This is a genomic window from Flavobacterium ardleyense (assembly GCF_033547075.1).
In the GTDB taxonomy this organism is placed as follows: Bacteria; Bacteroidota; Bacteroidia; order Flavobacteriales; family Flavobacteriaceae; genus Flavobacterium; species Flavobacterium ardleyense_A.
Genome location: NZ_CP137891.1, coordinates 915,386 through 940,646, shown reverse-complemented (window position 1 = coordinate 940,646; position 25,261 = coordinate 915,386). Strand labels below are relative to the sequence as shown.

General features: G+C 35.4%; 23 protein-coding genes. 10 read left to right on the top strand and 13 right to left on the bottom strand.

The features are described 5' to 3' along the window. The first annotated feature begins 27 nt into the window (after positions 1-27). A complete protein-coding gene (locus SBO79_RS04065; RefSeq protein ID WP_318642208.1) occupies positions 28-810 on the top strand; it encodes an alpha/beta fold hydrolase in 783 nt (260 codons plus the stop codon). Here SBO79_RS04065 and SBO79_RS04060 read toward each other — a convergent pair. The 4 genes from SBO79_RS04060 to SBO79_RS04045 form a co-directional block, all read right to left on the bottom strand. After that, positions 797-3,571 (bottom strand): PD-(D/E)XK nuclease family protein, encoded by a 2,775-nt coding sequence (locus SBO79_RS04060; RefSeq protein ID WP_318642206.1) that lies wholly within the window; start codon positions 3,569-3,571, stop codon positions 797-799. The genes SBO79_RS04065 and SBO79_RS04060 overlap by 14 nt on opposite strands. Positions 3,572-3,635: 64 nt before the next feature. Further along, the gene (locus tag SBO79_RS04055) at positions 3,636-5,033 is read right to left on the bottom strand and encodes an OmpA family protein (protein ID WP_318642204.1); all 1,398 of its coding nucleotides are present in this window, start codon (positions 5,031-5,033) and stop codon (positions 3,636-3,638) included. Between the two features lie 98 nt (positions 5,034-5,131). Next, on the bottom strand, positions 5,132-6,337 hold the full coding sequence (gene kbl, locus SBO79_RS04050) for a glycine C-acetyltransferase (protein ID WP_318642202.1): 1,206 nt from the start codon (positions 6,335-6,337) through the stop codon (positions 5,132-5,134). A 38-nt stretch (positions 6,338-6,375) separates the two neighbouring features. Next, entirely contained in the window at positions 6,376-9,528 is a 3,153-nt protein-coding gene (locus tag SBO79_RS04045; RefSeq protein ID WP_318642200.1) for a UvrD-helicase domain-containing protein, read from the bottom strand. 208 nt (positions 9,529-9,736) lie between these two features. On the opposite strand from SBO79_RS04045, the gene SBO79_RS04040 reads away from it, so the two are divergent. After that, a complete protein-coding gene (locus SBO79_RS04040) occupies positions 9,737-10,342 on the top strand; it encodes a superoxide dismutase (RefSeq protein ID WP_318642198.1) in 606 nt (201 codons plus the stop codon). A gap of 241 nt (positions 10,343-10,583) precedes the next feature. Here SBO79_RS04040 and SBO79_RS04035 read toward each other — a convergent pair whose 3' ends face one another. From SBO79_RS04035 to purN, 4 genes are all read right to left on the bottom strand, one after another. After that, entirely contained in the window at positions 10,584-12,482 is a 1,899-nt protein-coding gene (locus SBO79_RS04035) for an amidophosphoribosyltransferase (protein ID WP_318642196.1), read from the bottom strand. 82 nt (positions 12,483-12,564) lie between these two features. Next, the gene (locus SBO79_RS04030; protein WP_318642194.1) at positions 12,565-13,494 is read right to left on the bottom strand and encodes a PfkB family carbohydrate kinase; all 930 of its coding nucleotides are present in this window, start codon (positions 13,492-13,494) and stop codon (positions 12,565-12,567) included. A 74-nt stretch (positions 13,495-13,568) separates the two neighbouring features. Then, positions 13,569-14,048 carry a ribonuclease HI gene (gene rnhA / locus SBO79_RS04025; RefSeq protein WP_318643427.1) on the bottom strand — a complete coding sequence of 160 codons (480 nt, stop codon included), beginning with the start codon at positions 14,046-14,048 and terminating at the stop codon, positions 13,569-13,571. Between the two features lie 8 nt (positions 14,049-14,056). Further along, on the bottom strand, positions 14,057-14,620 hold the full coding sequence (gene purN / locus SBO79_RS04020; protein WP_318642192.1) for a phosphoribosylglycinamide formyltransferase: 564 nt from the start codon (positions 14,618-14,620) through the stop codon (positions 14,057-14,059). Between the two features lie 173 nt (positions 14,621-14,793). On the opposite strand from purN, the gene SBO79_RS04015 reads away from it, so the two are divergent. The 6 genes from SBO79_RS04015 (at position 14,794) to SBO79_RS03990 (ending at position 20,070) form a co-directional block, all read left to right on the top strand. After that, positions 14,794-15,030, top strand: coding sequence for an acyl carrier protein (locus SBO79_RS04015; RefSeq protein WP_007137004.1), 237 nt, complete (start codon positions 14,794-14,796; stop codon positions 15,028-15,030). A gap of 181 nt (positions 15,031-15,211) precedes the next feature. Then, the gene (gene fabF / locus SBO79_RS04010) at positions 15,212-16,465 is read left to right on the top strand and encodes a beta-ketoacyl-ACP synthase II (RefSeq protein ID WP_318641978.1); all 1,254 of its coding nucleotides are present in this window, start codon (positions 15,212-15,214) and stop codon (positions 16,463-16,465) included. Between the two features lie 7 nt (positions 16,466-16,472). Next, a complete protein-coding gene (gene rnc / locus SBO79_RS04005) occupies positions 16,473-17,216 on the top strand; it encodes a ribonuclease III (protein ID WP_318641976.1) in 744 nt (247 codons plus the stop codon). 89 nt (positions 17,217-17,305) lie between these two features. Next, positions 17,306-17,803 (top strand): IPExxxVDY family protein, encoded by a 498-nt coding sequence (locus SBO79_RS04000; protein WP_318641974.1) that lies wholly within the window; start codon positions 17,306-17,308, stop codon positions 17,801-17,803. A gap of 3 nt (positions 17,804-17,806) precedes the next feature. Then, entirely contained in the window at positions 17,807-19,240 is a 1,434-nt protein-coding gene (pyk, locus tag SBO79_RS03995) for a pyruvate kinase (RefSeq protein ID WP_318641972.1), read from the top strand. 59 nt (positions 19,241-19,299) lie between these two features. Beyond that, complete coding sequence (locus SBO79_RS03990; protein ID WP_318641970.1) at positions 19,300-20,070, top strand: Bax inhibitor-1/YccA family protein; 771 nt, start codon at positions 19,300-19,302, stop codon at positions 20,068-20,070. Between the two features lie 854 nt (positions 20,071-20,924). On the opposite strand, the gene SBO79_RS03985 is transcribed toward SBO79_RS03990, so the two are convergent. Together SBO79_RS03985 and SBO79_RS03980 are read right to left on the bottom strand one after the other, a co-directional pair. Continuing rightward, entirely contained in the window at positions 20,925-21,473 is a 549-nt protein-coding gene (locus tag SBO79_RS03985) for a helix-turn-helix domain-containing protein (RefSeq protein ID WP_318641968.1), read from the bottom strand. A 2-nt stretch (positions 21,474-21,475) separates the two neighbouring features. Further along, positions 21,476-21,814: a type II toxin-antitoxin system HigB family toxin gene (locus tag SBO79_RS03980; RefSeq protein ID WP_318641966.1), complete on the bottom strand. Its 339-nt coding sequence runs from the start codon at positions 21,812-21,814 to the stop codon at positions 21,476-21,478. A 636-nt stretch (positions 21,815-22,450) separates the two neighbouring features. Between SBO79_RS03980 and SBO79_RS13955 the strand changes: the two genes are divergently transcribed. Further along, positions 22,451-22,558, top strand: coding sequence for a T9SS type A sorting domain-containing protein (locus SBO79_RS13955; protein ID WP_406600247.1), 108 nt, complete (start codon positions 22,451-22,453; stop codon positions 22,556-22,558). A 180-nt stretch (positions 22,559-22,738) separates the two neighbouring features. Here the strand turns inward: SBO79_RS13955 and SBO79_RS03975 are convergent, their stop codons facing one another. Further along, the gene (locus tag SBO79_RS03975) at positions 22,739-23,143 is read right to left on the bottom strand and encodes a hypothetical protein (RefSeq protein ID WP_318641964.1); all 405 of its coding nucleotides are present in this window, start codon (positions 23,141-23,143) and stop codon (positions 22,739-22,741) included. Between the two features lie 331 nt (positions 23,144-23,474). Here SBO79_RS03975 and SBO79_RS03970 point away from each other — a divergent pair, with 331 nt between their 5' ends. Next, positions 23,475-23,975 carry a hypothetical protein gene (locus SBO79_RS03970; protein ID WP_318641962.1) on the top strand — a complete coding sequence of 167 codons (501 nt, stop codon included), beginning with the start codon at positions 23,475-23,477 and terminating at the stop codon, positions 23,973-23,975. 42 nt (positions 23,976-24,017) lie between these two features. On the opposite strand, the gene SBO79_RS03965 is transcribed toward SBO79_RS03970, so the two are convergent. Both SBO79_RS03965 and SBO79_RS03960 read right to left on the bottom strand, forming a co-directional pair. Continuing rightward, the gene (locus SBO79_RS03965; RefSeq protein WP_318643393.1) at positions 24,018-24,905 is read right to left on the bottom strand and encodes an IS3 family transposase; all 888 of its coding nucleotides are present in this window, start codon (positions 24,903-24,905) and stop codon (positions 24,018-24,020) included. Positions 24,906-24,913: 8 nt separating this feature from the next. Then, the gene (locus SBO79_RS03960) at positions 24,914-25,225 is read right to left on the bottom strand and encodes a transposase (protein ID WP_318640102.1); all 312 of its coding nucleotides are present in this window, start codon (positions 25,223-25,225) and stop codon (positions 24,914-24,916) included. Positions 25,226-25,261: the final 36 nt, after the last annotated feature.

The following is a 25,261-nucleotide window of genomic DNA, read 5'->3' as shown; positions in this document are numbered from 1 at the left end:
ACCTTTTTTAATAGTAAAAATATCTCTTTGGAAACAATTTTATATAAAAACACCCGAATTAGCTACACAGATTCCGGCAAAGGTACTGCGGTAGTTTTCCTGCATGGATTTCTTGAAAATAAGAAAATGTGGAATTATTTTGTCAATCAATACGAAAAGAAATACAGAATAGTTACGATTGATTTGCTGGGTCACGGCGAATCAGAGAGTTTAGGTTATGTGCATTCTATGGAAGAAAATGCAAAAGTAGTGCAGGCTGTTTTGTCACATCTACGAATTAGAAAATCTATATTGCTGGGACATTCTATGGGTGGTTACGTTTGTTTGGCTTTCGCCGAATTGTTTCCAGACAATGTTCGCTCCCTGATTTTAGTCAACTCAACGGCTTCGGCAGATACAGATGAGCGAAAATTAAATCGCGACCGTGCGATACAAGCAGTGAAATACAACCACGAAGGCTTTATTAGAATGGCGGTTGCAAATCTTTTTAGTGAAGATAATCGGCAGAAGCTTAAAAAAGAAATAGAACACGTTAAAGAACAAGCTCTAAAAACATCTGTGCAAGGAATTGTTGCAACTCTCGAAGGTATGAAAATCAGGAAAGACCGCGAGGTTCTTTTGCACTTCGCGCCTTATCCAATCTCATTAATCTTAGGTATTCAAGACACCGTACTCAAATTTAATGATACTGCTGCTCAGGTTGAAGGAACAAGCGCCACGCTCTTTAGCTTTCCTGACGGACATATGAGTCCAATAGAAAATCGCGACGAATTATGCGAGCTACTTCTCCAGTACTTTAAAAAGATTTAACTTCTTTTTCGGTAAAGGGAATATCTTTATTTAAAATTTCTAGCAATAAATGTACAAGTTGTTCTTTGTATTTTTCTAAAATTGTTGAAGTCACAATCTGAGTCTCTATCTTATCTTCCTTTATTTTAAAGGGCAAAAATCCGCTTTTCATGTTTTTGAAAGAAATAACGCCGGCTTCCATCGTCCGACCTTGCAGAAATGGTTCAAAAGTAAAAGCGTAAGCTAAAACTTGGATAATTTTGTCGTTCTTAATTTCTAAAACCAAATTATCCCAATTCTTGAGACTTAAATTGGTGCCGAGAACTTTCCCGGTTTTATAATCAATGATTCGAACCACTCCATTTCTCAGTTCTATTCGGTCCACAGATCCTCCAATAACTATTGGACATGGCAATAAATCTGATTCTAATACACGTTCAAATCGTTTTTCCAAAAATAAGATCTTAATTGAGTCGCCGTCATTTACTGCTTTTAACTCTAACTTTAGAAAATTTAGAATATGCCTTTTTGCCACCTCAAAAGCTAAAAGATTACGACCTTTTTTAATCTCCCCTTTTTTATAAATCTCTTGAAATTGTGCTGCCACTTCATCATCAATTTTAGAAATACATATTTGAATATCTTCTTCAGTTTGGACTTTCCCAATTAAAGGATTGTAGAGATTTGCTAGAGTTTCATGAATGATTGTCCCTAGAGTGTTTAATGCAATATTTTCTTCGACATCTTCCAAATCTCGAATAGATAGAATTTTCTGAAAGTAAAATTGCATAGGGTTTCGAATATAACTTGTCAAAGCCGATGGAGAAAATCCCTTACTTGCAATTTCTGCCAAACGTTCCATTACACTTTCAGTCTTTTCTATAACAAAATCTTTGGCCGCTACTTCTGGAACATATGGACTATAAATTTCAGTACTAAGCGTATGCAACGGCTTTTTTTCTACCTGCAATTGCGTGATAAAACGACTTTTTTCGCCGCCGTCCATTCCTTCACTTTCAGTATTGTAGATAAGATAAACATTCTTTGCTCGTTGCAATAGATGATAGAAGTGGTAGGTATAAATGGCATCTTTCTCTTTAAATGTTGGCAGACCTAATTCTCTCTTGACATCGTACGGTATAAAAGAATTTTGACTTTTTCCCGCTGGAAATTTACCTTCATTCATCGAAGTTATAATAACTGTATCAAAATCCAACACGCGCGTTTCAAGCACACCCATCAACTGCAATCCTTCTAATGGTTCACCTTCAAATGAAACTTCGGCAAGATCAATAACTTGTTTATAAATAGACGTCAGAGTTTCGATAGTATTGCTACTGCTGTAACCACTAAAGTAGTTGCTAATTTTATTTAGAACTTTGTAAATAGAATAGATAAAAGCTTTGGTCAACTTTTCTTGATTGGTATCAGCGACCAGTGTCTCTTTTAGCGAAAGCAATAGCGATGAAAGATTGTCCAAAACATCTAAAGCACCCTTATCCCATTTTGAAAACAGCACTTTAAAAAGGTCATTTCCCTCTCCGTGAATAGAGATTATTGTCTGATGAGCTATAAAAGTAAAGTTGTTACGGCGAATATCTTTTACCAGACTTTCAGCTTCTGCATTAGCCGAAATTAGTGGATGCGTTAATACGTCAATGACATCTTTGTAGTAGAACACGTATGATTTGGCATTTCGCGAAAGCGCATTGCTGTGCATTTTGAATAATTTTGATATCAATATCTGAACTGGATTATTCTTTCCAGAGTATCCCATTGTGATATTGAGCCTATCTACTTTTGCAGGTAATGCATGTAAAACTGGTAGCAAAAGATTTTCGTCACCTAAAACAACGGCAACTCTATTAAGCGTGGTTATATCTTGCGCTGTTATATCTTCTAAAATACTTCCGACGATTTTGGCTTGACCAATAGATTTGGAAGTACCTATAACTTTGATATTCTTCTCTTGAGAAAAATCATCAAAAATCCATTCAAAAGGATTTGATTTATAGTGTGTCCACGAATCTTTGAACCGGCGGACAAAAAGTCCAGCATCGTGTTGTCGGTCGTTAACAAAAGCTTTATCAATATCCCAAAAGATCGTTGCTCTATTTGCAGCGATCAAATTTTGAATTATAACTTCTTCGGCAGCATTTAGTGCATTAAAGCCTGCGAAGACGTAATTCACATCTTTATCAGATAATTCTAAAAACTGAGGAATATTAGCGACAGCTTCTCTATAAATAAGTCCTTGGTACCCTACTTTTTTTTCCTTGAGATGCGAATATAAACCTCGATAATATTCGATTAAAAGATTGTAAAACTTTAGGTATCTCTCAATAAGTTTCGTGCGCTTATCGGCATCTACTGACCAATGTTTGATATCTTCTATGTCTTTAAGATATGACAGTACATGATTTGGATCGAGCAAATACCTATCGATTTCATTAAAATCTTGAAGAATAATTTTTGCCCAATTTGCAAATTGTTCAAAGCTTTCCTTTTTATCAATGGGTACGATTTTCGAATAAACTTCAAAAAATTCAAAGAGAATTTCGATAGTATCAATAGATCTAATCCCAGCAATGTCTTGAATAAAATCCTCAATACTAATAATATTAGGAGCAAAAATATTTGTGTCTATCTGCTTTTTAAAAGCTTCAATTAAGAAAACTCTAGCTCTTTTATTAGGAAGAACTATTGTAAGATTATCAAAATATTGAGAATTGTCTACTAATAATTTTGCAGCAAGTTGCTCAAGAAAAGGAGTGGATATCATATTATAAATATAAAAAAAAAACGCCCCATAAATGGGGCGTTTCTATAATTATTTACAAAGAGAATTATTCTTTGATTAGCAATACCTCAACACGTCTGTTGTTAGCTTTACCTTTTGCAGTTTTATTAGAATCAATTGGTTTAGTTTCACCGTAACCAGTAGAATTTAATCTGCTAGCATCGATTCCATTTTCAATTAAGTAATTTTTAACTGCTGCTGCTCTGTTTTCAGAAAGCGTTTGGTTAAGCGCATTAGATCCATCGCTATCAGTATGACCATTAATCATAAATCTAGATTCTGGGTATTCTTTAAGGATTGCAGTAATATTTTTCATTACTGGAATAGTAGCTTCTTTGAAAGTTGCTTTACCACTGTTAAACAAGATAGTTTTAGCGTAAGCGTTCAATTTCATTACAGCTTCTTCAGTCATTTCTGGACAACCGTTGTTTGCAACAGTACCTTTAACTTCTGGACATTTGTCATCTTTGTCAAGTACACCATCTCCGTCAGTATCTGGCCATGGACATCCACCGTTTTCTTTAGGACCTGCAACAGTTGGACATTTGTCATCTTTGTCAGCAATTCCATCTCCATCAGCATCAGGACAACCTTGAAGTGATTTCAATCCAGCAACATCAGGACAAGCATCGTCAATATCACGAACACCATCTCCGTCAGTATCAGGACATCCACCCATTTCTACAGTACCTGCTTCTAGTGGACAATCATCTTCTGAATCTTGGATTCCATCTCCATCAGTGTCAGGACAACCATTAAATTCTTTTAAACCTGGAACATCTGGACAAGCATCATCTTTGTCATAAATTCCGTCTCCGTCTGTATCTTTACCACCAAATTTGAAAGTAAGACCAGCAAAGTGCTGCATATGATTAGGGAAATTAGCTCTATCATCTTCAAATCCGTGTTTATATGTAGATTGGAAAGAAACTCCTACATTTTCTGTGAACCAGAAAGCAAGACCTAAACCTCCATTTACAGTACCTTGTGCTGCATCGCCAAACCAAGTATGACCACCACCAACATGGATAGATGGATCAAACCATTTTGAACCAATAAGCTCCATAAAGCTATATTTAATAACTCCATCAACTGCGTAGTAATTCAAATCACCAGGATTTGTTACTTCGTAGTCCAAAGAAGGAGATACACGTTCGTTAACGAACTTGTCAATTTTATTTACAGATCCAGTTACTCCAAAAGAGAAACCACTACCAATGTATCTAGATACGTTAAGGTAAGTTACAGATGGAAGAATATTCCAGTTGTCTTTTGCATTAAAATACTGAGAAAACTGATCTTCAATACTTGATGCTGCACTAAATCTAGTGTCGACAGCATTCGCTCCGAATGTTATTGCCCATTTATTATTGTCGTCTTGAGCTTGTGAGCTCAAACCAGCAAAAATGAATGCAGCAGCAACAAATTTGTTTAAGTGTTTCATACTTGGTTTTATTTTTTAGTTACAAAGTTATGCGACAAAAGTAATGTCTTAAATAATAACAACAAAGTCATATGTTAAAAAATAACATAAATTTTAGATTACTTTGCTGTTTTTATGATGTTTAAATCCTGTCCAACCTCAATAAATGCCTGAATTGCCTTGTCCAAATGTTCTTTGGTATGAGCGGCAGACAACTGTACTCGAATTCTAGCCATGTCTTTTGGTACAACTGGAAAAAAGAACCCAATTACATAAATTCCTTTCTCAAGTAGCGCATCCGCCATTGTCTGTGACAATTGAGCATCATAAAGCATCACAGGTACGATTGCCGAATCGCCATCAATGATATCAAATCCTGCATCTAACATTCCTTTTTTAAAGTAATTTGTGTTCCATTCGAGCTGATCTCTAAGTTTTGTATCTTTTTTTAGAAGTTCAAAAACTTTAAGAGAAGCGCCAACGATGGCTGGAGCTAATGAATTTGAAAACAAATAAGGTCTCGACTTTTGACGAAGAATTTCAATTACTTCCTTATTTGCAGTAGTATATCCTCCCATTGCACCCCCAAGAGCTTTACCTAAAGTTCCTGTTATTATGTCTACTCTGCCCATAACTCCTTTCGCCTCCATAGTACCTTTTCCAGTAGCACCGATAAATCCAGTCGCATGGCATTCGTCAACCATGACCAAAGCATCATACTTATCTGCTAAATCACAGATTTTATCAAGTGGCGCAACTAGTCCATCCATTGAAAACACTCCGTCTGTAACGATTATTTTAAAACGTGCACCAGCTTCATTAGCGGCAATTAATTGCTTTTCTAAATCTTCCATGTCGCTATTTGCGTAACGGAATCTTTTTGCTTTACACAATCGCACACCATCAATAATAGATGCATGGTTTAAAGAATCTGAAATAATAGCATCTTCTTCTGTAAACAAAGGTTCAAAAACACCTCCATTTGCATCAAATGCTGCCGCATAAAGAATAGTATCTTCGGTTCCATAAAATTCTGCTATTGCTTTCTCTAAATCTTTATGAATATCTTGAGTTCCACAAATGAAACGAACAGAAGACATACCAAATCCGTGAGAATCCAAAGTGTCCTTTGCCGCTTGCACCACTTCTGGATGAGATGATAACCCTAAGTAATTGTTAGCACAAAAATTTAACACTTTCTCACCGGTCGAAATTGTGATTTCTGGTCCTTGTGGCGAAACAATAACACGTTCCTTTTTAAAAATCCCATTATCCTTTATTGTCTGCAACTCTTTTTCGAGGTGATTTTTAATATCTCCGTACATAGTATTTATTTTAAATTAATTAATGCTTTTTAAAACTCTTACAAATCTAAGACTTTTAGATCTTTTCCAATGTATAGCAAGGTTTTTTTAGAAACGGTGTATCCCATCTTTTCTAAAGCTTGTTCATATTGTTCTACTTGTCTGCGGTGACTCTCTTGAAAAACGCCAGTTTTATAATCCAATATCATTGCTTCTTTTCCCCTTTTCAAAACAACTCTATCTGGCTTAACCGTGGTCCCCTCTTTCTGAATAATCGCATGCTCATTAAGAATTTTATGTTCTGCATTAAAGAATTCCAATAGTTCTTGATTTTCTAGAATTTCTTCGATGGTTTGCTGCACCGTTGCTTTTTGAGCGATGGTGATCAAACCACTTTCTAGACTTTTTTCTATTGCGAGCGGCATATCATCTTTAATCTTGATCAATGCGAGAATTTCATGGATGGTATTTCCATACTCTATTGCGTCTTGCTGTAGACTTCCCCACATAAGCGCTTCTCGTTGGGCAATCTTAATGGCCGACGATTGCAAAGGAAATTGAACAAGTTTTATACTTTTATTCCTCTCCGTTTCTGGACTTGGCTCCGATATTTTTTCTTGTTTACCAAAGCTATATGAATACACTTCGGGATTAAATAAAGCTATATTATCTAAATAGTTGACAAAATAGGCAGAAAGATTTGTCTCAGAAATCGCTCCGTCTCTCTTTTTGTTCATGTTCGAAATAACATACAATTGCTCCGCTGCTCTGGTCAAAGCAACATATAGCACATTTACAATGTCTAATGTTTGCTCCTGAATTTTTGTATTGTACACTTCTGCCGCAACATCGCCCATATCCATCAGAGCTTTATTTTCGTCCAATAATACCTTTGAAGCGCCAAAAATCTCCTCATCCGCATCAATCCAAAATTTTCCTTTTGGTCGTTTATTAAAATCCTCTTCGGCAAATGGATAAATTACTACAGGAAACTCTAAACCTTTGGCTTTATGAATAGTCATTATTCGCACCGCATTGTTGCCTTCTGGCGAAGGAATACTCAAAGTATGGCTGTTGGTATCCCAATAAATCAAAAAATCTGAAATTCCAGTTTGTCTGATAATATCTTTTTCCAACACTAAATCTTGAAAATATTGGATATAGGCATTGCTTTCATTTCCCTGGATTAATTTTGAAACAAGAATCTCAACGATATCATACAACGATTGTTGACGCAAGTCAGCAAATGAAAGATTTATCCCAAAATCAAGCAGCCATTTCTGCAATTCACTTTCGTCCTCTCTTGAAAGTCCTGCAGCTATAAAGTCATGTTTTTTTAAATTCGTTTCGAAGCTTTCGCTAATATGATAAAGCATGCGCGCTTTGGAATCTCGATCATCTTTATTTTGAAGGTATCGCAAAACCAAAATTAAAAGCTGAACTTCACTAGAATTAGCAATCATTAGAGTTTCTGAAGACAGAATCGGAATACTTTTTTCAGTTAGAAAATTTGCGAGCCAAATTCCTTCTTTGCGTCTTCGGGTAAGAATTACAATATCTTTATATTCAAAACCCTGATTTTTACAAGAATCAATTTTTTCTAAAACTAATACAAGGTACAAATCGGTTTTTGTTGTGGTATCTTCATCAGTTTCTTCCTCCTCTATTTCTGGAATAAACGAAATTTCTACAAAACCTCCATTTTTGTCATTGCAAGCTTGTGCCGAATGGTTTTCGTACAAATCCTTGTATTCGAGATTTTCAAATTGATTCGCCATAAACGCAAAAAACTCATTATTGAAGTTTATTACCTGTTCGTGACTTCGATAATTTTTTCCTAATGCAATAACCTCAACTTCAGGATTGCTAAAAGGATTTTCTTTCTTTACTAATTTTATAAATTGTTCCGCTTTTCCGCCGCGAAAACGATAAATTGATTGTTTTGGATCGCCTACAATCATTAATGAACCTCTTTCTCCTGACAAATCTTCGCTTGAAGTAGCATTGTCAATTAACGGAATTAAGTTGAGCCACTGCATTTCGGAAGTATCCTGAAACTCATCAATAAAAAAATGCTTGTAGCGCTCCCCCATTCTCTCGTAAATAAATGGTGCAGGTTGATTCTGAATTTCGTCGTTAATTAACTTATTAAATTCCGCTATTGAGAGTACATTCTGCTCTTTTTGAACTTTGTCTAATTCAACTTTAATTGTAGACAATAGTGAGAGGGGAATAATATTCTTGAGATAAGCTTTAAGAAAATCTCGTTCTTGATATTTTTTATAAATATCTAACAGTCCAGCGAGCAAATCAGATTTGATACTTTCGATCGCATCAGTATCTTTAGAATTTTTTAGTACTTTAATATCAATCGGCTCGTAAAATCTTTTATGAGTTGATTTTAACGTATCCGTTTCAATATATCCACAATGTTTTATAAAAAATTGACCTGAAAAAGATGCTCTATCAATCCCTTTGTCATCTATTAACTTTAATAATGTCGAGGCAGATTTTGAGCAATACTCATTGATTTCCTTAACCTCTAACTGAAGATTTTTTTTAATTATAGAAAAATCAGAGAGCGATACATGATCAAAATTCAAAATCTCCTTCCGATCAGTTTCATTTAACAAAAGCCTCCCAGTATTAAAAATTTCTTGAGAAACATCCCAACTTTTATCATCGTCAGTTTTTTCCATGGTAAAATCGACCAACAATCTCGTAAGTTCCGGATCTTCTCCTGCTTGGGCAATCAATGCATCTACCGCTTCGGTAAGCAAGCCGCTTGTGTCTAGCGAAACTTCAAAATTTACAGGCAGGTCAAGATCCAACGCAAAAGTTCGAATTACTTTATGAGTAAATTTATCAATAGTCGAAATATCAAAGGCAGCATAATTATGAATAATATGCTTGATAATGGCTCTTGCTTTTTCGCGAACTTCTTGTTCCGTCATACCTACATCACACATCAAGTCATTCATTATAGACCTTGTCTTTGGCCCGACCTCCTCTTTAGCCAAATCAGAAAGACTGCTAACAATTCTGCTCTTCATCTCGTGAACAGCTTTGTTTGTAAATGTAATTGCAAGGATATTTTTGTAAGCGTCATTCTTATTAGATGAGAAAAGAATTTTGAGATATTCTTTAACTAATGTGTACGTCTTTCCAGAGCCAGCCGAAGCATCATATATTGAAAATGAAGGTCTTTGCATAATGCAATAATGGGTTTAAGATAATTTGATAGAAGGTAAAACACCAAAACTGAAGTGACTATAGAATAATTTGATATAGCTATTATTTGCAAGAATAATGCATATAAAACATCAATTTTGGTAAAACAATAACTATTATAGCTTCTCTTTCCAAAGTTAAATGTTTAAATTTGAATAAAATATTTTATAACTATTAAAAAAACATATTATGGCATTTGAATTACCACAATTACCGTACGCATACGATGCTCTAGAGCCGAATATTGATGCTAAAACAATGGAAATCCACCACTCTAAGCACCATGCAGCATATACAAACAACCTCAATGCGGCCATTGAAGGTACAGATCTAGAAGGAAAATCTATCGAGGATATCCTTTCCAACTTAGACATGAATAATAAAGCAGTCCGCAACAATGGTGGTGGTTTTTATAATCACAATCTTTTTTGGGAAATCATGTCACCAAATGGTGGCGGAGAGCCAACGGGAGAATTGAAATCAGCCATCGATTCAGAATTTGGCTCATTTGAAGAATTCAAAAAGAAATTTTCTGCAGCGGGTGCGACACAATTTGGAAGCGGATGGGCTTGGCTATGCGTTAACGGAGGAAAACTTTCTGTTTGCGGAACTCCTAATCAAGACAATCCTCTAATGCCAGGAATGGATTGCAAAGGAACTCCAATCTTAGGAATGGATGTTTGGGAGCATGCTTACTACTTACACTATCAAAACAGAAGGCCAGATTATATACAAGCATTTTTTAATGTAGTAAATTGGGACGAAGTTTCTAAAAGATATGCTGCTGCAAAATAATCCAGCGTTATATAATACCCCTAGAGAATACCGTAGCTACTTGTTACGGTATTTTTTTTGGGCTTAAGCCAAAAAAAAAAGACGAAATTGCTTTCGTCTTTTTGCCCCAAATCTACCATAAACTTAACCTACTAATTTTATGGTTCACCAAATATAGAAAAGCACTATTGATAGAACAATTAAAATAGACAAACTACTATTATAATCGTTTAAGAGTGACATTTGGCAATTAAAGTGGTCTCTAGTATGCTCTAGCATCTTTTCCTTCATAGAAATTCATAAACGCACGACCTACTACTCTATTTCCACCCGCAGTAGGGTAATCGCCAGTAAAATACCAATCTCCCAAATTCTTAGGACATGCAATATGGAGGTTATCGACAGTTTGAAAAATTATTTTTACCTCAGCATTTACTTCTGGCGAACTTAGCATTTCTGCAATTTTATCAGAGACTTCTTGATCAGTAAAGTTTGCGTAAATTTCTGTAACATGATTCACCATTTCAATATCTGGCAAATTTTCTTGGGCTTTGCATTTGGCATAAACCTCATCAACGATATGATATAAATTTCTTTCTTTTAGAAGTTCTAATGCAGCTCTAAAAGCTACTAGACCTTCCAATTTTGCCATATCAATACCGTAACAATCTGGATATCTAATTTGAGGCGCAGAAGAAACTACAACAATACGTTTAGGTTTTAATCGATCCATCATTTTGATGATACTCATCTTTAAGGTGGTCCCTCTAACGATACTATCATCAATAATAACTAAATTGTCAGTTGGCTTAATCACACCATAAGTAATATCGTATACGTGAGCCACTAAATCATCTCTACTTTTATCTTCTGTGATAAAGGTTCGTAACTTAGCATCCTTGATAGCAATTTTCTCAGTTCTAATTTTCACTGCTAGTAATTCCTGAAGACTTTCGGTGGTTAATTTACGACGATTTTCGAGAATGTACTTGTTCTTACGTTGATTCAAGAAATCCTGCGCAGCCTCTGCCATTCCATAAAATGAAGTTTCGGCAGTGTTTGGAATATAAGAGAAAACTGTATTATCTGTATCGTTATCAATTGCTTCGAGAATAGCAGGTAAAATTAATCTTCCCAACATTTTTCTTTCTCTATATATTTCGGCATCACTACCGCGCGAGAAATAAATTCTTTCAAATGAACACGCTTTTTTGACAGTTGGAGTGATAATCTCTTGCTCAGAAACATCTCCATTTTTCTTCACTATTATTGCATTACCCGGCTTTAATTCTTCGATTTGCTCAAATTCTAAATTAAATACCGTTTGGATAACCGATCTCTCCGAAGCTACAACGACAATCTCATCGTCTTTGTAGAAATATGCTGGTCTTATTCCCGCAGGGTCACGAAAAACAAATGCATCACCATGTCCAAACATTCCAGCCATAGCATAGCCACCGTCCCAACCTTTGGAAGCGCGTTTTAAAATTTTGGCGACGTCTAGCTTTTCGGCTATTACCGGAGAAGCTTCCCTCTTTGATAAGCCTCTCACTTTGCATTCTTGATATAAATCTGTCACTTCATCATCTAGGAAATGACCAATCTTTTCCATGATTGTCACAGTATCCACCATTTCCTTTGGATGTTGTCCAAGTTCAATTAAGCTGCTAAAAAGTTCAGCAACATTAGTCATATTAAAGTTTCCAGCAACAATAAGATTTCTGTGCATCCAATTATTCTGACGAAGAAAAGGATGAACACTTTCTACATTATTCTTACCAAATGTTCCATATCGCACGTGGCCTAAATAAACTTCCGCAACGTAGGGAATGTTTTTCTTCTGTAGCGCTACATCATCAGCGTATTCAGGATGGGCTTCCATTTCTCCACTAACGCGTTCATTTATCTGTTTAAAAATATCTTGAATCGCTTGTCCATCGTTTGATCGTATTCTACTAATATATCGCTCGCCAGGATTTACGTCTAATTTAATGCTAGCTAAGCCTGCGCCATCTTGACCGCGGTTGTGTTGCTTCTCCATCAAAAGATACATCTTCTGAATTCCGTAAAATGCAGTTCCGTATTTTTCTTTATAATATTCTAATGGTTTTAACAATCTTAGAAAAGCTATTCCACATTCATGTTTTATTGCGTCGCTCATAAGAGTATTCTTGTATTTATAATTATTTAGTTAATAGGAATTAAAAAAGCCCCGTTTCCGAGGCTGTAGGTCATACCTATATTTATGATTGAAGAGAAATATCAAATTGCGTTAATGCCCGAAATTGTTGTAATCTATTACTGACTTCATCTTTAGTAAGTTCTTCCATTCGTTGTGTTCCAAATTTCTCCACACAGAAAGATGCCATATTAGACCCAAAGATGACCGCATTTTTTAGGTTGTCGAAAGACACATTTTTACTTTGGGCTATAAATCCTGAGAAACCTCCTGCAAATGTATCTCCTGCTCCTGTTGGATCAAAGACTTCTTCTAATGGCAATGCTGGTGCAAAAAACACCTCTTTATCATGAAACAATAAGGCACCGTGCTCTCCTTTTTTAATTACTACATATTTAGGACCCATTGCTTGAATCTTCGCAGCAGCTTTAACTAGAGAATATTCGCCCGAAAGCTGACGTGCTTCTTCATCGTTGATTGTAATTACATCTATTCTCTTAATTACCTCCATCAATTCTGGTAATGCACAATCCATCCAGAAGTTCATTGTATCGAGCACTACAAGTTTTGGCGTTTCAGTCATCTGATCTAATACACTACTTTGCACAAGCGGGTGCAAATTTCCTAACATAACAACATCGGCATTTTTGAAATTCTCAGGAACTTTCGGCTGAAAATCTGCCAATGTATTAAGTTGTGTATCTAGAGTGTCGCGAGAGTTCAGATCATTATGATAACGTCCACTCCAGAAGAAGGTTTTCCCTCCTTTAACAACCTCCAAACCAGAAAGATCAATATTTTTATTTTTTAAAACTTGAACATACTCTTCAGGAAAGTCTTCTCCAACCACCGAAACTATTGCAGATTCTACATCGAAGAATGAAGCTGACAGACCTATGTAAGTTGCAGCGCCACCAAGAATTTTATCAGTCTTGCCAAATGGAGTTTCGATAGCATCAAAAGCAACTGTCCCAACAATGAGTAATTTGTTCATTTTATCATTTTAAAATTAGATGCAAAGATACTTTATAAGTTACAAAACTGCAAAGCATTATAAAACCAATATTTTCATAAAAGTTTCTTTTCTTCATTTTCATAAAAGGCATCTATTGCCAAATTTTTTTGAGAAGCAGCATAAACAGCCAGCTCATCACAGCGCTCATTTTGTGGGTGATTGTTATGTCCTTTTATCCATTTAAAGTCAACCTGGTGAAGGCGATAAGTTTTTAGAAAACGCTGCCATAAATCAGCATTCTTTTTTCCTACATAATTTTTCTTTTCCCAGCCAAAAACCCACTTTTTTATAACTGAGTCTACTACGTACTTCGAATCTGAAATAACTAAAACCTTTGTCCCTACATTTTTAAGTTTTTCTAAACCTACAATTACGCCAAGCAATTCCATCCTATTATTGGTCGTATATCTGAACCCTTCATAAAATTCCTTTTTGTAAGGTTTTCCTACCCATTCCATTACTACACCATAACCTCCCGGACCGGGATTTCCTTTGGCGGCTCCATCAGTATAAATATGTACGTCGTGCAAAATTTTAAATTTTAGTTGTTTAGAATCTCATCAATAACCCGGGCAAAATGCGCGTGCTCTAATTTTAAAACTTTGGCCGCTACTTCTTCTGGGGTTTCATCTCCTAGAAGCGTTATTGCATCTTGAAAGATCGTGGCTCCTTCATCGTAATGTTCATCAACGTAGTGAATGGTAATTCCCGTTTGCTTTGCACCATCGGCAACTACAGCACGGTGCACATTTAATCCATACATCCCTTTCCCTCCATAAGCAGGTAGTAATGCGGGATGTATATTTACGATCTTGCCTGGGAATTCGTTAATTATTGATTTCGGAAACATCCATAAAAAGCCAGCTAACACAATCAAATCAGGTTTGTTCGTTTGAAGGAAATTTAAAACGGTATCATTATTTAAATCCTCTCGAGAAAATACTAGCGTCGGAATTTGGAATTGCTGGGCGATCGCAAGCACTCCTGCACTACTTTTATTGGACAAAACTGCCGCAACAGCACTAGTGGGATGACCTTCAAAGTATTGCATAATTTTCTCAGCATTAGAGCCTGATCCCGAAGCAAAAATCACAATTTTTTTCATCTAGGTGTTAAGTTTAACCTGCAAAAAAAAACAATATTTATCACAATTAATTATTTTCGGACATAATCTGAAAATAATTTTTTAATTTAGTCGACACATTTGTTAACGAAAGGTAGTTAATCAAATAAAGTTTTTTATTTTTGCCAACAAATTAAATTTTAAAATTAAAGATTATGTCAGACATTGCATCAAGAGTTAAAGCGATTATCGTAGATAAATTAGGCGTTGACGAAAACGAAGTTGTAACAGAAGCAAGCTTCACAAATGATTTGGGAGCTGACTCTTTGGACACAGTTGAACTTATCATGGAATTTGAAAAAGAATTTGATATCCAAATTCCAGATGACCAAGCTGAAAACATTGCTACTGTAGGTCAAGCGATTTCTTACATAGAAGAAGCTAAAAAATAATAATAAATACACCTGCAACATTAGTGCTGCAGGTGTTTTATTGTTTTTTGAAAAACATTATTGACTCTAATTTTAGGGCAACAATATATATATAAAGTGACTCCCATCATTCTTTTTGTCGATTTATGCATAAAGACTGTATGGGTTTTATTACTTTAAAACAGAAATAAACAAGGTACTTATGGAATTAAAGCGAGTTGTTGTAACGGGTTTAGGTGCTCTAACTCCGATTGGAAATTCAGTTCAAGAATATTGGAATGCATTGATCAATGGAGAAAGTGGAGCAGCTCCAATTACATATTACGACACCGAAAAGCATAAGACAAAATTTGCTTGTGAGGTAAAAAACTTCAACATCGAAGACTATATGGATCGCAAAGAATCCCGTAGACTCGATAAGTTTGCACAATACGCAGTAGCAGCTAGCGACGAGGCGATTAAGGATGCTGGAATTACGAGTGAAAATATTGACAAGTACCGGGTTGGAGTTATTTGGGGAGCTGGTATTGGAGGTCTTCAGACTTTTCAAGATGAGGTGATGTACTACGCAAAAGGTGATGGTACTCCCAAATTTAACCCTTTCTTTATTCCCAAGATGATTGCAGATATTGCTCCGGCACATATCTCAATGCGCAATGGGTATATGGGACCAAACTATACTACAGTGTCAGCATGTGCTTCTTCTGCAAATGCTTTAATAGACGCTTACAATTACATTAGATTAGGGATGTGCGATGTAATTATTTCAGGTGGTTCTGAAGCAGCGGTAACTATTTCTGGAATGGGTGGTTTTAATTCTATGCATGCACTTTCTACGCGTAACGATTCTCCACAAACTGCTTCGCGTCCTTTTGATGCAACCAGAGATGGATTTGTTCTTGGAGAAGGAGCTGGTGCATTAGTTCTTGAAGAATATGAACATGCAAAAGCCCGCGGCGCAAAAATTTATTGCGAAATGGGCGGAGGCGGAATGTCATCTGACGCATACCATCTTACTGCACCACATCCGGAAGGAATTGGTGTAATTGCGGTAATGAAAAATACTCTGAAGGATGCAGGAATGAGTCCCGAGCAGGTAGATCATATCAATACTCACGGAACATCAACGCCACTTGGCGATGTTGCTGAATTAAAAGCTATCACGGCTGTATTTGGTGATCATGCAAAGAAAATTAATATCAATTCGACGAAATCAATGACCGGCCACCTACTAGGTGCAGCGGGAGCTATAGAGGCAATCGCTTCTATTCTCGCAATGAAGCATTCAATTGTGCCGCCAACAATTAATCATGAGGTAGTTGATCCAAATATTGATCCTTCTTTAAATTTGACTCTAAACAAAGCACAACACCGTGAAGTGAATGTTGCTATGAGTAATACCTTCGGGTTTGGTGGTCATAACGCATGTGTTTTATTTAAGAAACTGATCGACTAATTTTTGAATGAGAATACTTAAAAACATATTTAAAAAATCCCGTTCTCAAGAAGACGGGATTTTTTTTACTGCTATTACCAAAATAATTGGCTTTGAACCAAAGAATTTGGCGTTTTACAAAGCAGCTTTTACACATAGGTCTGCCAGCGGAACCGATGCAAATGGAAATGCTGTAAATTACGAACGTTTGGAGTTTTTAGGTGACGCAATGTTGAGCGCCATAATTGCGGCACATTTATACGAAAAAGCTCCCAGTGGAGACGAAGGTTATCTGACGAAAATGCGATCCAAAATTGTTAGTCGTGAACATCTTAATACCCTTGGTAAAGATCTGAAACTTAAAGACTTTGTACAAAGCAAAGTAGCTCTTAACCAATTTGGTGATAATATTCACGGAAATATTTTCGAAGCAGTCGTAGGTGCCATATACCTTGACCTAGGGTACAGCTATTGCGAAAAATTTATTCAAAGCCGCGTGATCAAGCCCTATGTAGATATTAGCAAACTCGAAGGAAAGATAACTTCTTATAAAAGCTTGGTCATCGAATGGTGTCAGAAAGAAAAGAAAACTTTTTTCTATGATGTATTTGAAGACAACGGCATAAATGGCGAGCGACTTTATGGCGTTAAATTAAGCATCGATAATAAGGTGGTCGCAAAAGCGAGAGCATCGTCAAAGAAGAAGGCAGAGGAAAAAGCTTCTCAGAGAGCTTACTTCGCCTTGCAAGAAAAAATGACGAAAAAGACTTAAGTTAGAAGACCTCATCAGGACCTAAATAAAATTAAGTTTAAGTTAAGTCCCACACACTTCGATCGTTTTAACTCACAAATTCCTTACCTTTGCCTCTAATTTTGGATCAAATGGTTGTTCATAAATTAAGTTTAGACTTTTCTACCGACATACCCTTTAGCTTAATCGCAATTCATACTTCACTTGAAGACTACCATCTTGCTTATTTAATCAATCAACAGTTGCCAATTCTTCTAAGTAAAAAAGAAGACATTGAACTCCCTTCTAGAAATGGTTCTTTGTGTTTTTCGCGATTTTTCTATGAAAATTTAGAGTATGATATAGTTTGGGACTTGTTTCGGAATAAATCTTCCACTGACTTAGGCATAATTGATGATAGTCTAAGTATAACTTCCGACCTATTTGAAGTTTCTACAACCACTTATTTACTAAGTGAATATAAGAAAGTAGACTATTTCTTGAGAGTCCAAAATTTTGAAGAATCCGTAGATTCTATCATTAGCAGTCTAAATAATATACTACGAATTGAAACGATTTATCAGATACACGAACATCAGATTAAATCTAAAAATAATTTAATTTTTTAAATAATGTCAACAAATAAAAAAACAAAAATAGTCGCAACTCTAGGACCCGCTTGCAGTAGCATCGAGGTTATTAAAGATATGATTGACGCCGGTGTAAATGTATTCCGAGTTAATTTTTCGCACGCGGACTATGACGATGTTTTAGAAAAAGTAAAAATAATAAGAGATCTAAACGAACAATATGGCTACACCACCGCTATTCTTGCTGATTTACAAGGTCCGAAGCTGCGAGTTGGTATAATGAAGGAAGACTGTGTGGTTGTTGCGGGCGATAAAATCACCTTCACCACCGCCGAAGATATCCCTGGAACTCGTCATAAAGTTTATATGAACTATAAAGAATTTCCAAATGATGTAAATCCTGGAGAGAGAATTCTTCTTGATGATGGTAAGCTGATTTTTGAAGTTCTCTCTACAAATAGAACTACCGAAGTAGAAGCAATCGTAATCCAAGGGGGGCCTTTAAAATCTAAAAAAGGGGTTAATCTTCCTAATACTAAAGTTTCTCTTCCTGCTTTAACTCCAAAAGATGTCAGAGATGCGCTATTTGCAATAGAATTAAAAGTTGACTGGATCGCGCTTTCATTTGTACGAACAGCAGAAGATTTGATGGTATTACAAGATTTAATTGCTGAACATTCAGATCATAAAATTCCAATTATAGCCAAAATAGAAAAGCCAGAAGGTGTCGAAAATATCGACAAAATAGTTGCTTACTGTGATGGTTTAATGGTTGCTCGTGGAGATCTAGGTGTGGAAGTTCCTGCTCACGAAGTACCATTAATTCAGAAAAAACTGGTTCATAGAGCCAAAACTGCGAGAATTCCGGTAATTATTGCCACTCAAATGATGGAGACAATGATCACCACACTTACGCCTACAAGAGCAGAAGTGAATGACGTTGCTAACTCTGTGATGGATGGTGCCGATGCGGTAATGCTTTCGGGCGAAACTTCGGTCGGAAATTATCCAGTACAAGTAATTCAGAAAATGACCCAGATCATCGAAGCCGTCGAGGATTCTCCGCTAATTATTGTGCCATCAAATACTCCACAAATTCGTACCAAACGTTTTATCACTAAGTCAATTTGCCACCACGCGGCAATGATGGCAAATACCATCAAAGCCAAAGCAATTTGCACGTTGACAAATAGTGGGTATACAGCATTCCAAATTTCGGCTTGGAGACCACAAGCAGATATTTTGGTATTTACTTCCAATAAGAGAATCTTGACACAATTAAGTCTTCTTTGGGGAGTTCGCACCTTGTTTTATGACAAATTTGTTAGTACGGATGATACAGTTATTGATGTCAATCAGATTGCAAAAGACAAAGGATATGTCCAAAAAGGCGATATGCTTATCAACTTGGCGGCAATGCCAATTGTCGAAAAGGGAATGGTAAATACTTTGCGTATTTCTGAAATATTAGACTAATTTTTCAGTTGTAAAACCGACCTACTTTTTTATATATTTACAAATAAAAAAACACCCAAATGAAATTCGAATCTAGCAATCCATTTCTTAAAAATAAGGAGTTTAGCAATAGCAGAAACTCTGCTCAAGTAGTCACTCACGAAGGAGTTATTATTCGCGACGACGAGATGACGGTGAGCGGTACAATGAATAAAAGTTTTTTATTGCTTGCTCTGATTGTTGCAGCAGCGGCGATTACTTGGAGTATGGCTTTTAATGGCGACAATGTAATGCCAATTGCAATTGGTGGAGCAGTTGCCGGATTAGTAGCAGTGCTTATCGCAGCTTTCAAACCACAATTATCCGCATATTTAGGACCTGCTTATGCAATAGCACAAGGACTTTTTCTAGGTGCTATTTCAGCAATTTTCGAAGCGCAATATCCGGGAATCGTAATCAATGCAGTTGGAGCAACTTTCGTAACCTTTATGGTTTGTTTCGGACTATATAAGTTCAAAGTTGTAAAAGTCACACAGCAATTTAGATCAATCGTTATTGCCGCAACCCTTGCTATCGTCACGTTTTACGTAATTGGCTGGGTACTTTCAATGTTTACAAGCTTCACTCCTATTCACCACGGGAATTCTCTGATGAGTATTGGAATTAGCGTTTTTGTAATCATCATTGCAGCGCTAAATCTATTTTTAGATTTTGATATGATCGAGAAAGGTGCTGAGGCTAAACAACCAAAATATATGGAATGGTTTGGCGCAATCGGCCTAATGGTAACCCTAGTTTGGTTGTACGTCGAATTCTTGAGATTACTTTCAAAATTATCATCAAGAGATTAATTCTCTATTGAAATAAGAATTTTTTGGAGCTAATCCGGCTGTCCACTGTATCTTTTGCGAGCCCGCAAAAAGCAGTCTCGCAAAAGGATGCCGTTCCCATCCGGGCTAGGGCATTAGTTTTTAAATCAACACTTTAGTTAAAAATATAAAATGGACAATTTCTTAAAAAAGGAATTGTCCATTTTTTTTATGCGATTTTCTGTGAACATCTTTAGATGATCTGCCAAATAACATTACAGTAATTTTATCTAGCTTTTTGAACTCGGGGCGCGGTGCGTCCCGAATTGAGTTGACAGCATTATAGCTCTTGAGCGTAGCAATGCAAGTATAATAGTTGGTTAAAAATTTTACTGGCAAATTTCAATAATACTCAGAGTTTACTCGCAAACCTTACACACAAACTTATCATCATCCTCCCCCCCAACCCCCTCCGAAGGAAGGGGAGGTCTAAAGTGACGATAAATTTTATGAATTGTCGTTGTGTTCACCAACACCAGACGCGGCGTCATTGCGATCCCGATAGCTATCGGGAGACGCAATCGCATCTGTGACTCAATTTTATTTCTTGCTAAATATGAATTCCTCTTTATACTAAACTTAATTAGAATAAATTCTGGCTTTCGTCGATTACATATAAAGTGCGCGAAAAATGGATAGTGTAAAGTTTTGATTTGTCTTCTGTTGAAGGATGTACGGAAGTTGAAGGCACAACGTGTATGTATATGAGCTGTGGCATGCTTTAGCACTAAACTTTCAAAATATAAACTGGTTTTAGAAAATCCATAAATTTTCCAAATAAATACAGACCAAGCCATAGCTTAAAAACGATATTGGGCAATGTAACTTCCTCAAATTTAATTCAGAATGTGTTTAGAAAGTATTATTTTATTTTTTGGAATTGATTTTAAAGTTTTTCTAATATGTATAACCTGTTCTTCTTTTATAAAAGTTGGAATTAATAGTTCAAGCTCGATTTTGAAAAGACGATTTATTATGACCAAATCATCTTTTGAAAATGGTCTAATTCCATTAATTAATTCAGAAATATAGCCTTTTCTGTGTCCCAAAATTTTCGCCAAATCACTTTGATTTAATCCGCTGTCTTTAAGTTTTTCGCGAATGATTTGTTTTCTTTTTGAGTAGAACTCATTTTCGGCTTGAACAATTTTTTCGGCTAAATCACTTTTCTCAATTTGTTCGTTGCTAATAACCTCAGTATTTGACCAATGCTTATCTTCATAGTCTTTAATTAACTTTGACAAGTGTTTTCTCAAAACCTTATAAGATTCATTTTCTTTAGCTAAAACTCTTAATTTTAAAAATAAATCGCTTGCTTTTTCAACTTCTAATTCACTTTCTAAAGAGCTGATTTTTTCTATATTTTGAATTGAAAATTTTTCCATAATTAAATTAGATTTTGGTTTCTCAACCATTTTTCTATTGTGTTTTTATTGCCTTTAAAAGTTTGATCATATTCTTGATGATTTCCGGTCCAAACTATTGAGGCATCTGAGTCCTCAAATACGATTAAAATCATTGTTCTGTGAATATTAATATTAAAAAAATAAAAGCCGTCTGGATGAACATTGTCAGCATCAGGTCTCGCCTCTTTTATTTCAAGAGGATTTTTCCATTCGGCATTCTCAATATCTTCAATTAATTTTTTTATTGCTTCAGACAACTGCTTATTCCCTTGATTCTTTTTTTCAAGTTTTAAAAGTTTTCTTTTGTTTAATAAATTCAAAGTTCAGATTATTTAATACAAACATAATAAAATAGTTTCATATTTTGTAGAACTTTATAGTGTAATTTTTTATGATGCCCAACGTCAGTTCGTCTAAAGAACTTTCCAAATATATATTCAAGTTTACCTTTAAAGTAGTTTAGCCTATTATCGCATAAAATATTCCAGTTTTAAAAATCCTTGCAGATATTGTCTCAAATTGTAGAACGTGGTAAAAACTTTGCTAAGTAGAATTTCCTTTTTATAGATTCTGGCTTTCGCCGAATACATACAGACCGCTCAAAAAATAGATATCGTATTGTTTTGATTTGTCTTCGGTTGAAGCACTTCAAGGAAATTGCAAGCAATTGCCAACAACACAAAAATAATGTTAAACTCTCCATCTCTCTGTCCTCTTCGAAACAAAGCATTATTTATCGTCGACTTTCCTGCAAGGTTTTCAAAACCTTGTAGGTATAATTGCTACGATCTATTAGTTAGTTTTAACTTATTGAAATCTCAGTATTGGAAGACTTTTATGAATTTCTTGCGTTAACGATATCCTACAAGGTTTGAAAAAAAACCTTGTAGGATATCAATATACTACAGCAACTTTTTAATAAAACTCCAGAAATAAAATTATCGATTCAATACGGTTTGCAACAAGCGCAATTGGATGCTTCAGCTTTGGCCAATGGAATTTATATTTTGGTGCTTACAGATAAAGATAACAAGGTGCTAAAACAGAAATTTGTGAAGAAGTAGTTTAAGGGTTTTGAAAGTAGCGGCAATAAAGAAGGCAGTCTCGCAAAAAGATGCCGCACCCATCCGAGTTGTGGCACTACTTTTTAAATCAACATTGCGCTTATAAATGAAAAACGGACAATTTCTTAAAAGAGAAATTATCCGTTTTTTATATCATAATTCAGTATAATAAGGTTTCATTTACTGAATTCGCTGAAATTTTTCTGCGCAGCCTTCATCACATTGTGCATCTATTGGTTTTAAGATTATTTGTGATCCTGATAGAGATTCTATTTGTTGCAAATCGTTGGTAGTAAAATTTTCGCAGCTATAAACCATTACTATTTGATTTGAGGTAGACACGCTGTAAGTACCAGCTTGGCAATCGGCAAACTTTGTTGCGGTAAATGTTCCGTTATCTAAAAACTCTAATGTGTAGCCGTTGGAAATAGGCGACCAAGTTGGACCCGAACCGCCATCACTTTGATAAGTCTCTATTTGTTTCCACTTTCCAACAACTGTTGTGGAGGATTTTAAATCATTTTCATCTTTAGAGCAACTGAAAAGAATAAGGCAAATTAATGGAATGTAAAGTAAGGCTTTCATAATGTTCGATTTTATTGAGTAACAAATTTAATAATAATAATAATAATGATGATTTTAAATAAAATCTATAGTTATTTTAAGATAATAATTAGTCATTTCAAGAATTCCGTGCATCTTGAAAATTTTGTAGCAGGGTTTGCAGCGACCTGAGCGAAGTGAACTGGCGTACCACATCATTGGCTGCTACTTGAATCTTTACACAAATCTTGAAGCATCAATGATATAGCGGAAGACCCGATTGTCGCTTTGATGAATGAAACAGCCACTAGCCGCCCAAAAAGAGATCATTATTTAAAGATTACATCTTATATTTATATGAAATTGAATGTCTATGAATTTAAAGAATACACCTTTATTAATCTCACTATTATTACTGATGCTTTCTTGTAATAAGAAAACACAAAATCCTGATGATGTATTTTTTCTAATCGAACCTTTTCATAGTAATAGAGATTCTACCTTGAAGGTGCTTTTGATTAATAATTCGCACGAGAACTATTTTTTTAGTATGGACACAAATCGATTCTATGACTACCCCGACTTCACTCCAGCTTTTAACAATAGTATTATTTTAAAACCGATTATTTTGAATGGCCGTGATACGGTACAAATGAGAGGTATAAACATAGCGATGAAAAAAATTGAAGGTGTCTCTAATAACGAATTTGGACAAAAAGAAACGCAAAAGTCAGATGCCTTTTACAAAAAATATATCGCTCTAGAAAATGCGATATTTATAGAAGCTAAAAGTTCAAAATATTTTGAAGTACCTTTTCAATTGAAATATAGATCGGGAATTTGGAATTATAATTACGAGTTGGAGTTGTTTTGACCCCTATAAAACAAGAGTATTATTCTAAATTTCGATTATTAATTATGCGGTTAATTTTTTCATTAAAATTAGATGTTTATCAGCGCTCCATTTCTCCATAGGAGTTATTCTTCCTAAAAGTCCGTGAAGCCTTTGATTGTTGTAAAATGGTACAAATCGTTTTAATATTTGCTCGATTTCTCCAAACGTGCGATAGTCGAACCTGGCGAATACTTCTTTCTTTAGAATACCATGATAAGCTTCTATATGAGCGTTTTCTTCTGGTGTTGCAACGTGGGTGAATTCCTGCTGGACACCTATCAAACCTAAATACTCGCGCACACTTTTAGCTATAAACTGACTTCCATTATCGCTTCTAATAACGACACTTTCAGGATATTGATAGTCTTCAAAGAGTTGTGAAAGCAATTCTATAACATGATTTTGTTTTATAGTGAAAGAAAAATAATCTATTAAAATTCTTCTAGTATGAACATCAATTATAGATAGTAAATAAGCATTTTTACCAACATTTGGCACCCACACCATTTTAATATCCATCTCTAGACATTGCAAAGGTCTCGAGGTATAAACCTTTCTAAACTTCACGAATTTACGACCAGAACCACTTCTACTAATTCTATTCTCGAGTTTTAATAGACCTTCCTCTTTCATAATTCGGTATAGTTTTTTATGATTTATCTTGTAGCCATCTCTTTTTAAGTAGCTAGTCATCAGTCGATAACCACAGTCTATAAATTCGTGTTTTAATATCTTTTTAATAGACTTTACAACCACGCACTGGCTTACAAAACCTTTAGTTTGATGAAAAGTGGTTGTTGTGGCAGTATTTCCTTTTCGACCAAGGCTAGGCTTCCTATAATAGCTACTGGCAACTATGCCTACCATCTTTATGATTTTAGCTTTACTACATTTATACTTCGCATAGATAATGTCTACTAAATCTTTCTTGGATCGGATGTCCCAAACTTTTTTTTTAAAAGCTCTCTTTGTACTTCCAACTCAATTTCCCGATCGCTTAAGAGCTTACGCAGAATACGATTTTCCTCAACCACTTCTTTATGCTCCTTCGTTTTAGTATCGTATGTCACTTTTAAGCCAGCCTCTCCTTTATGCTCATGCTTTTTCTTCCAATTATATAAAGTACCTGTACTAACGCCATATTTGCGGCAAGCCTCCACAATACCTATTTCTTCTGAACTAGCTAATATTTCTAGCTTCTGATCTAAAGTCCATTTCTTGTATTTCATATCTCAAATATATAAGTTTGAAATTTAAAATAACAC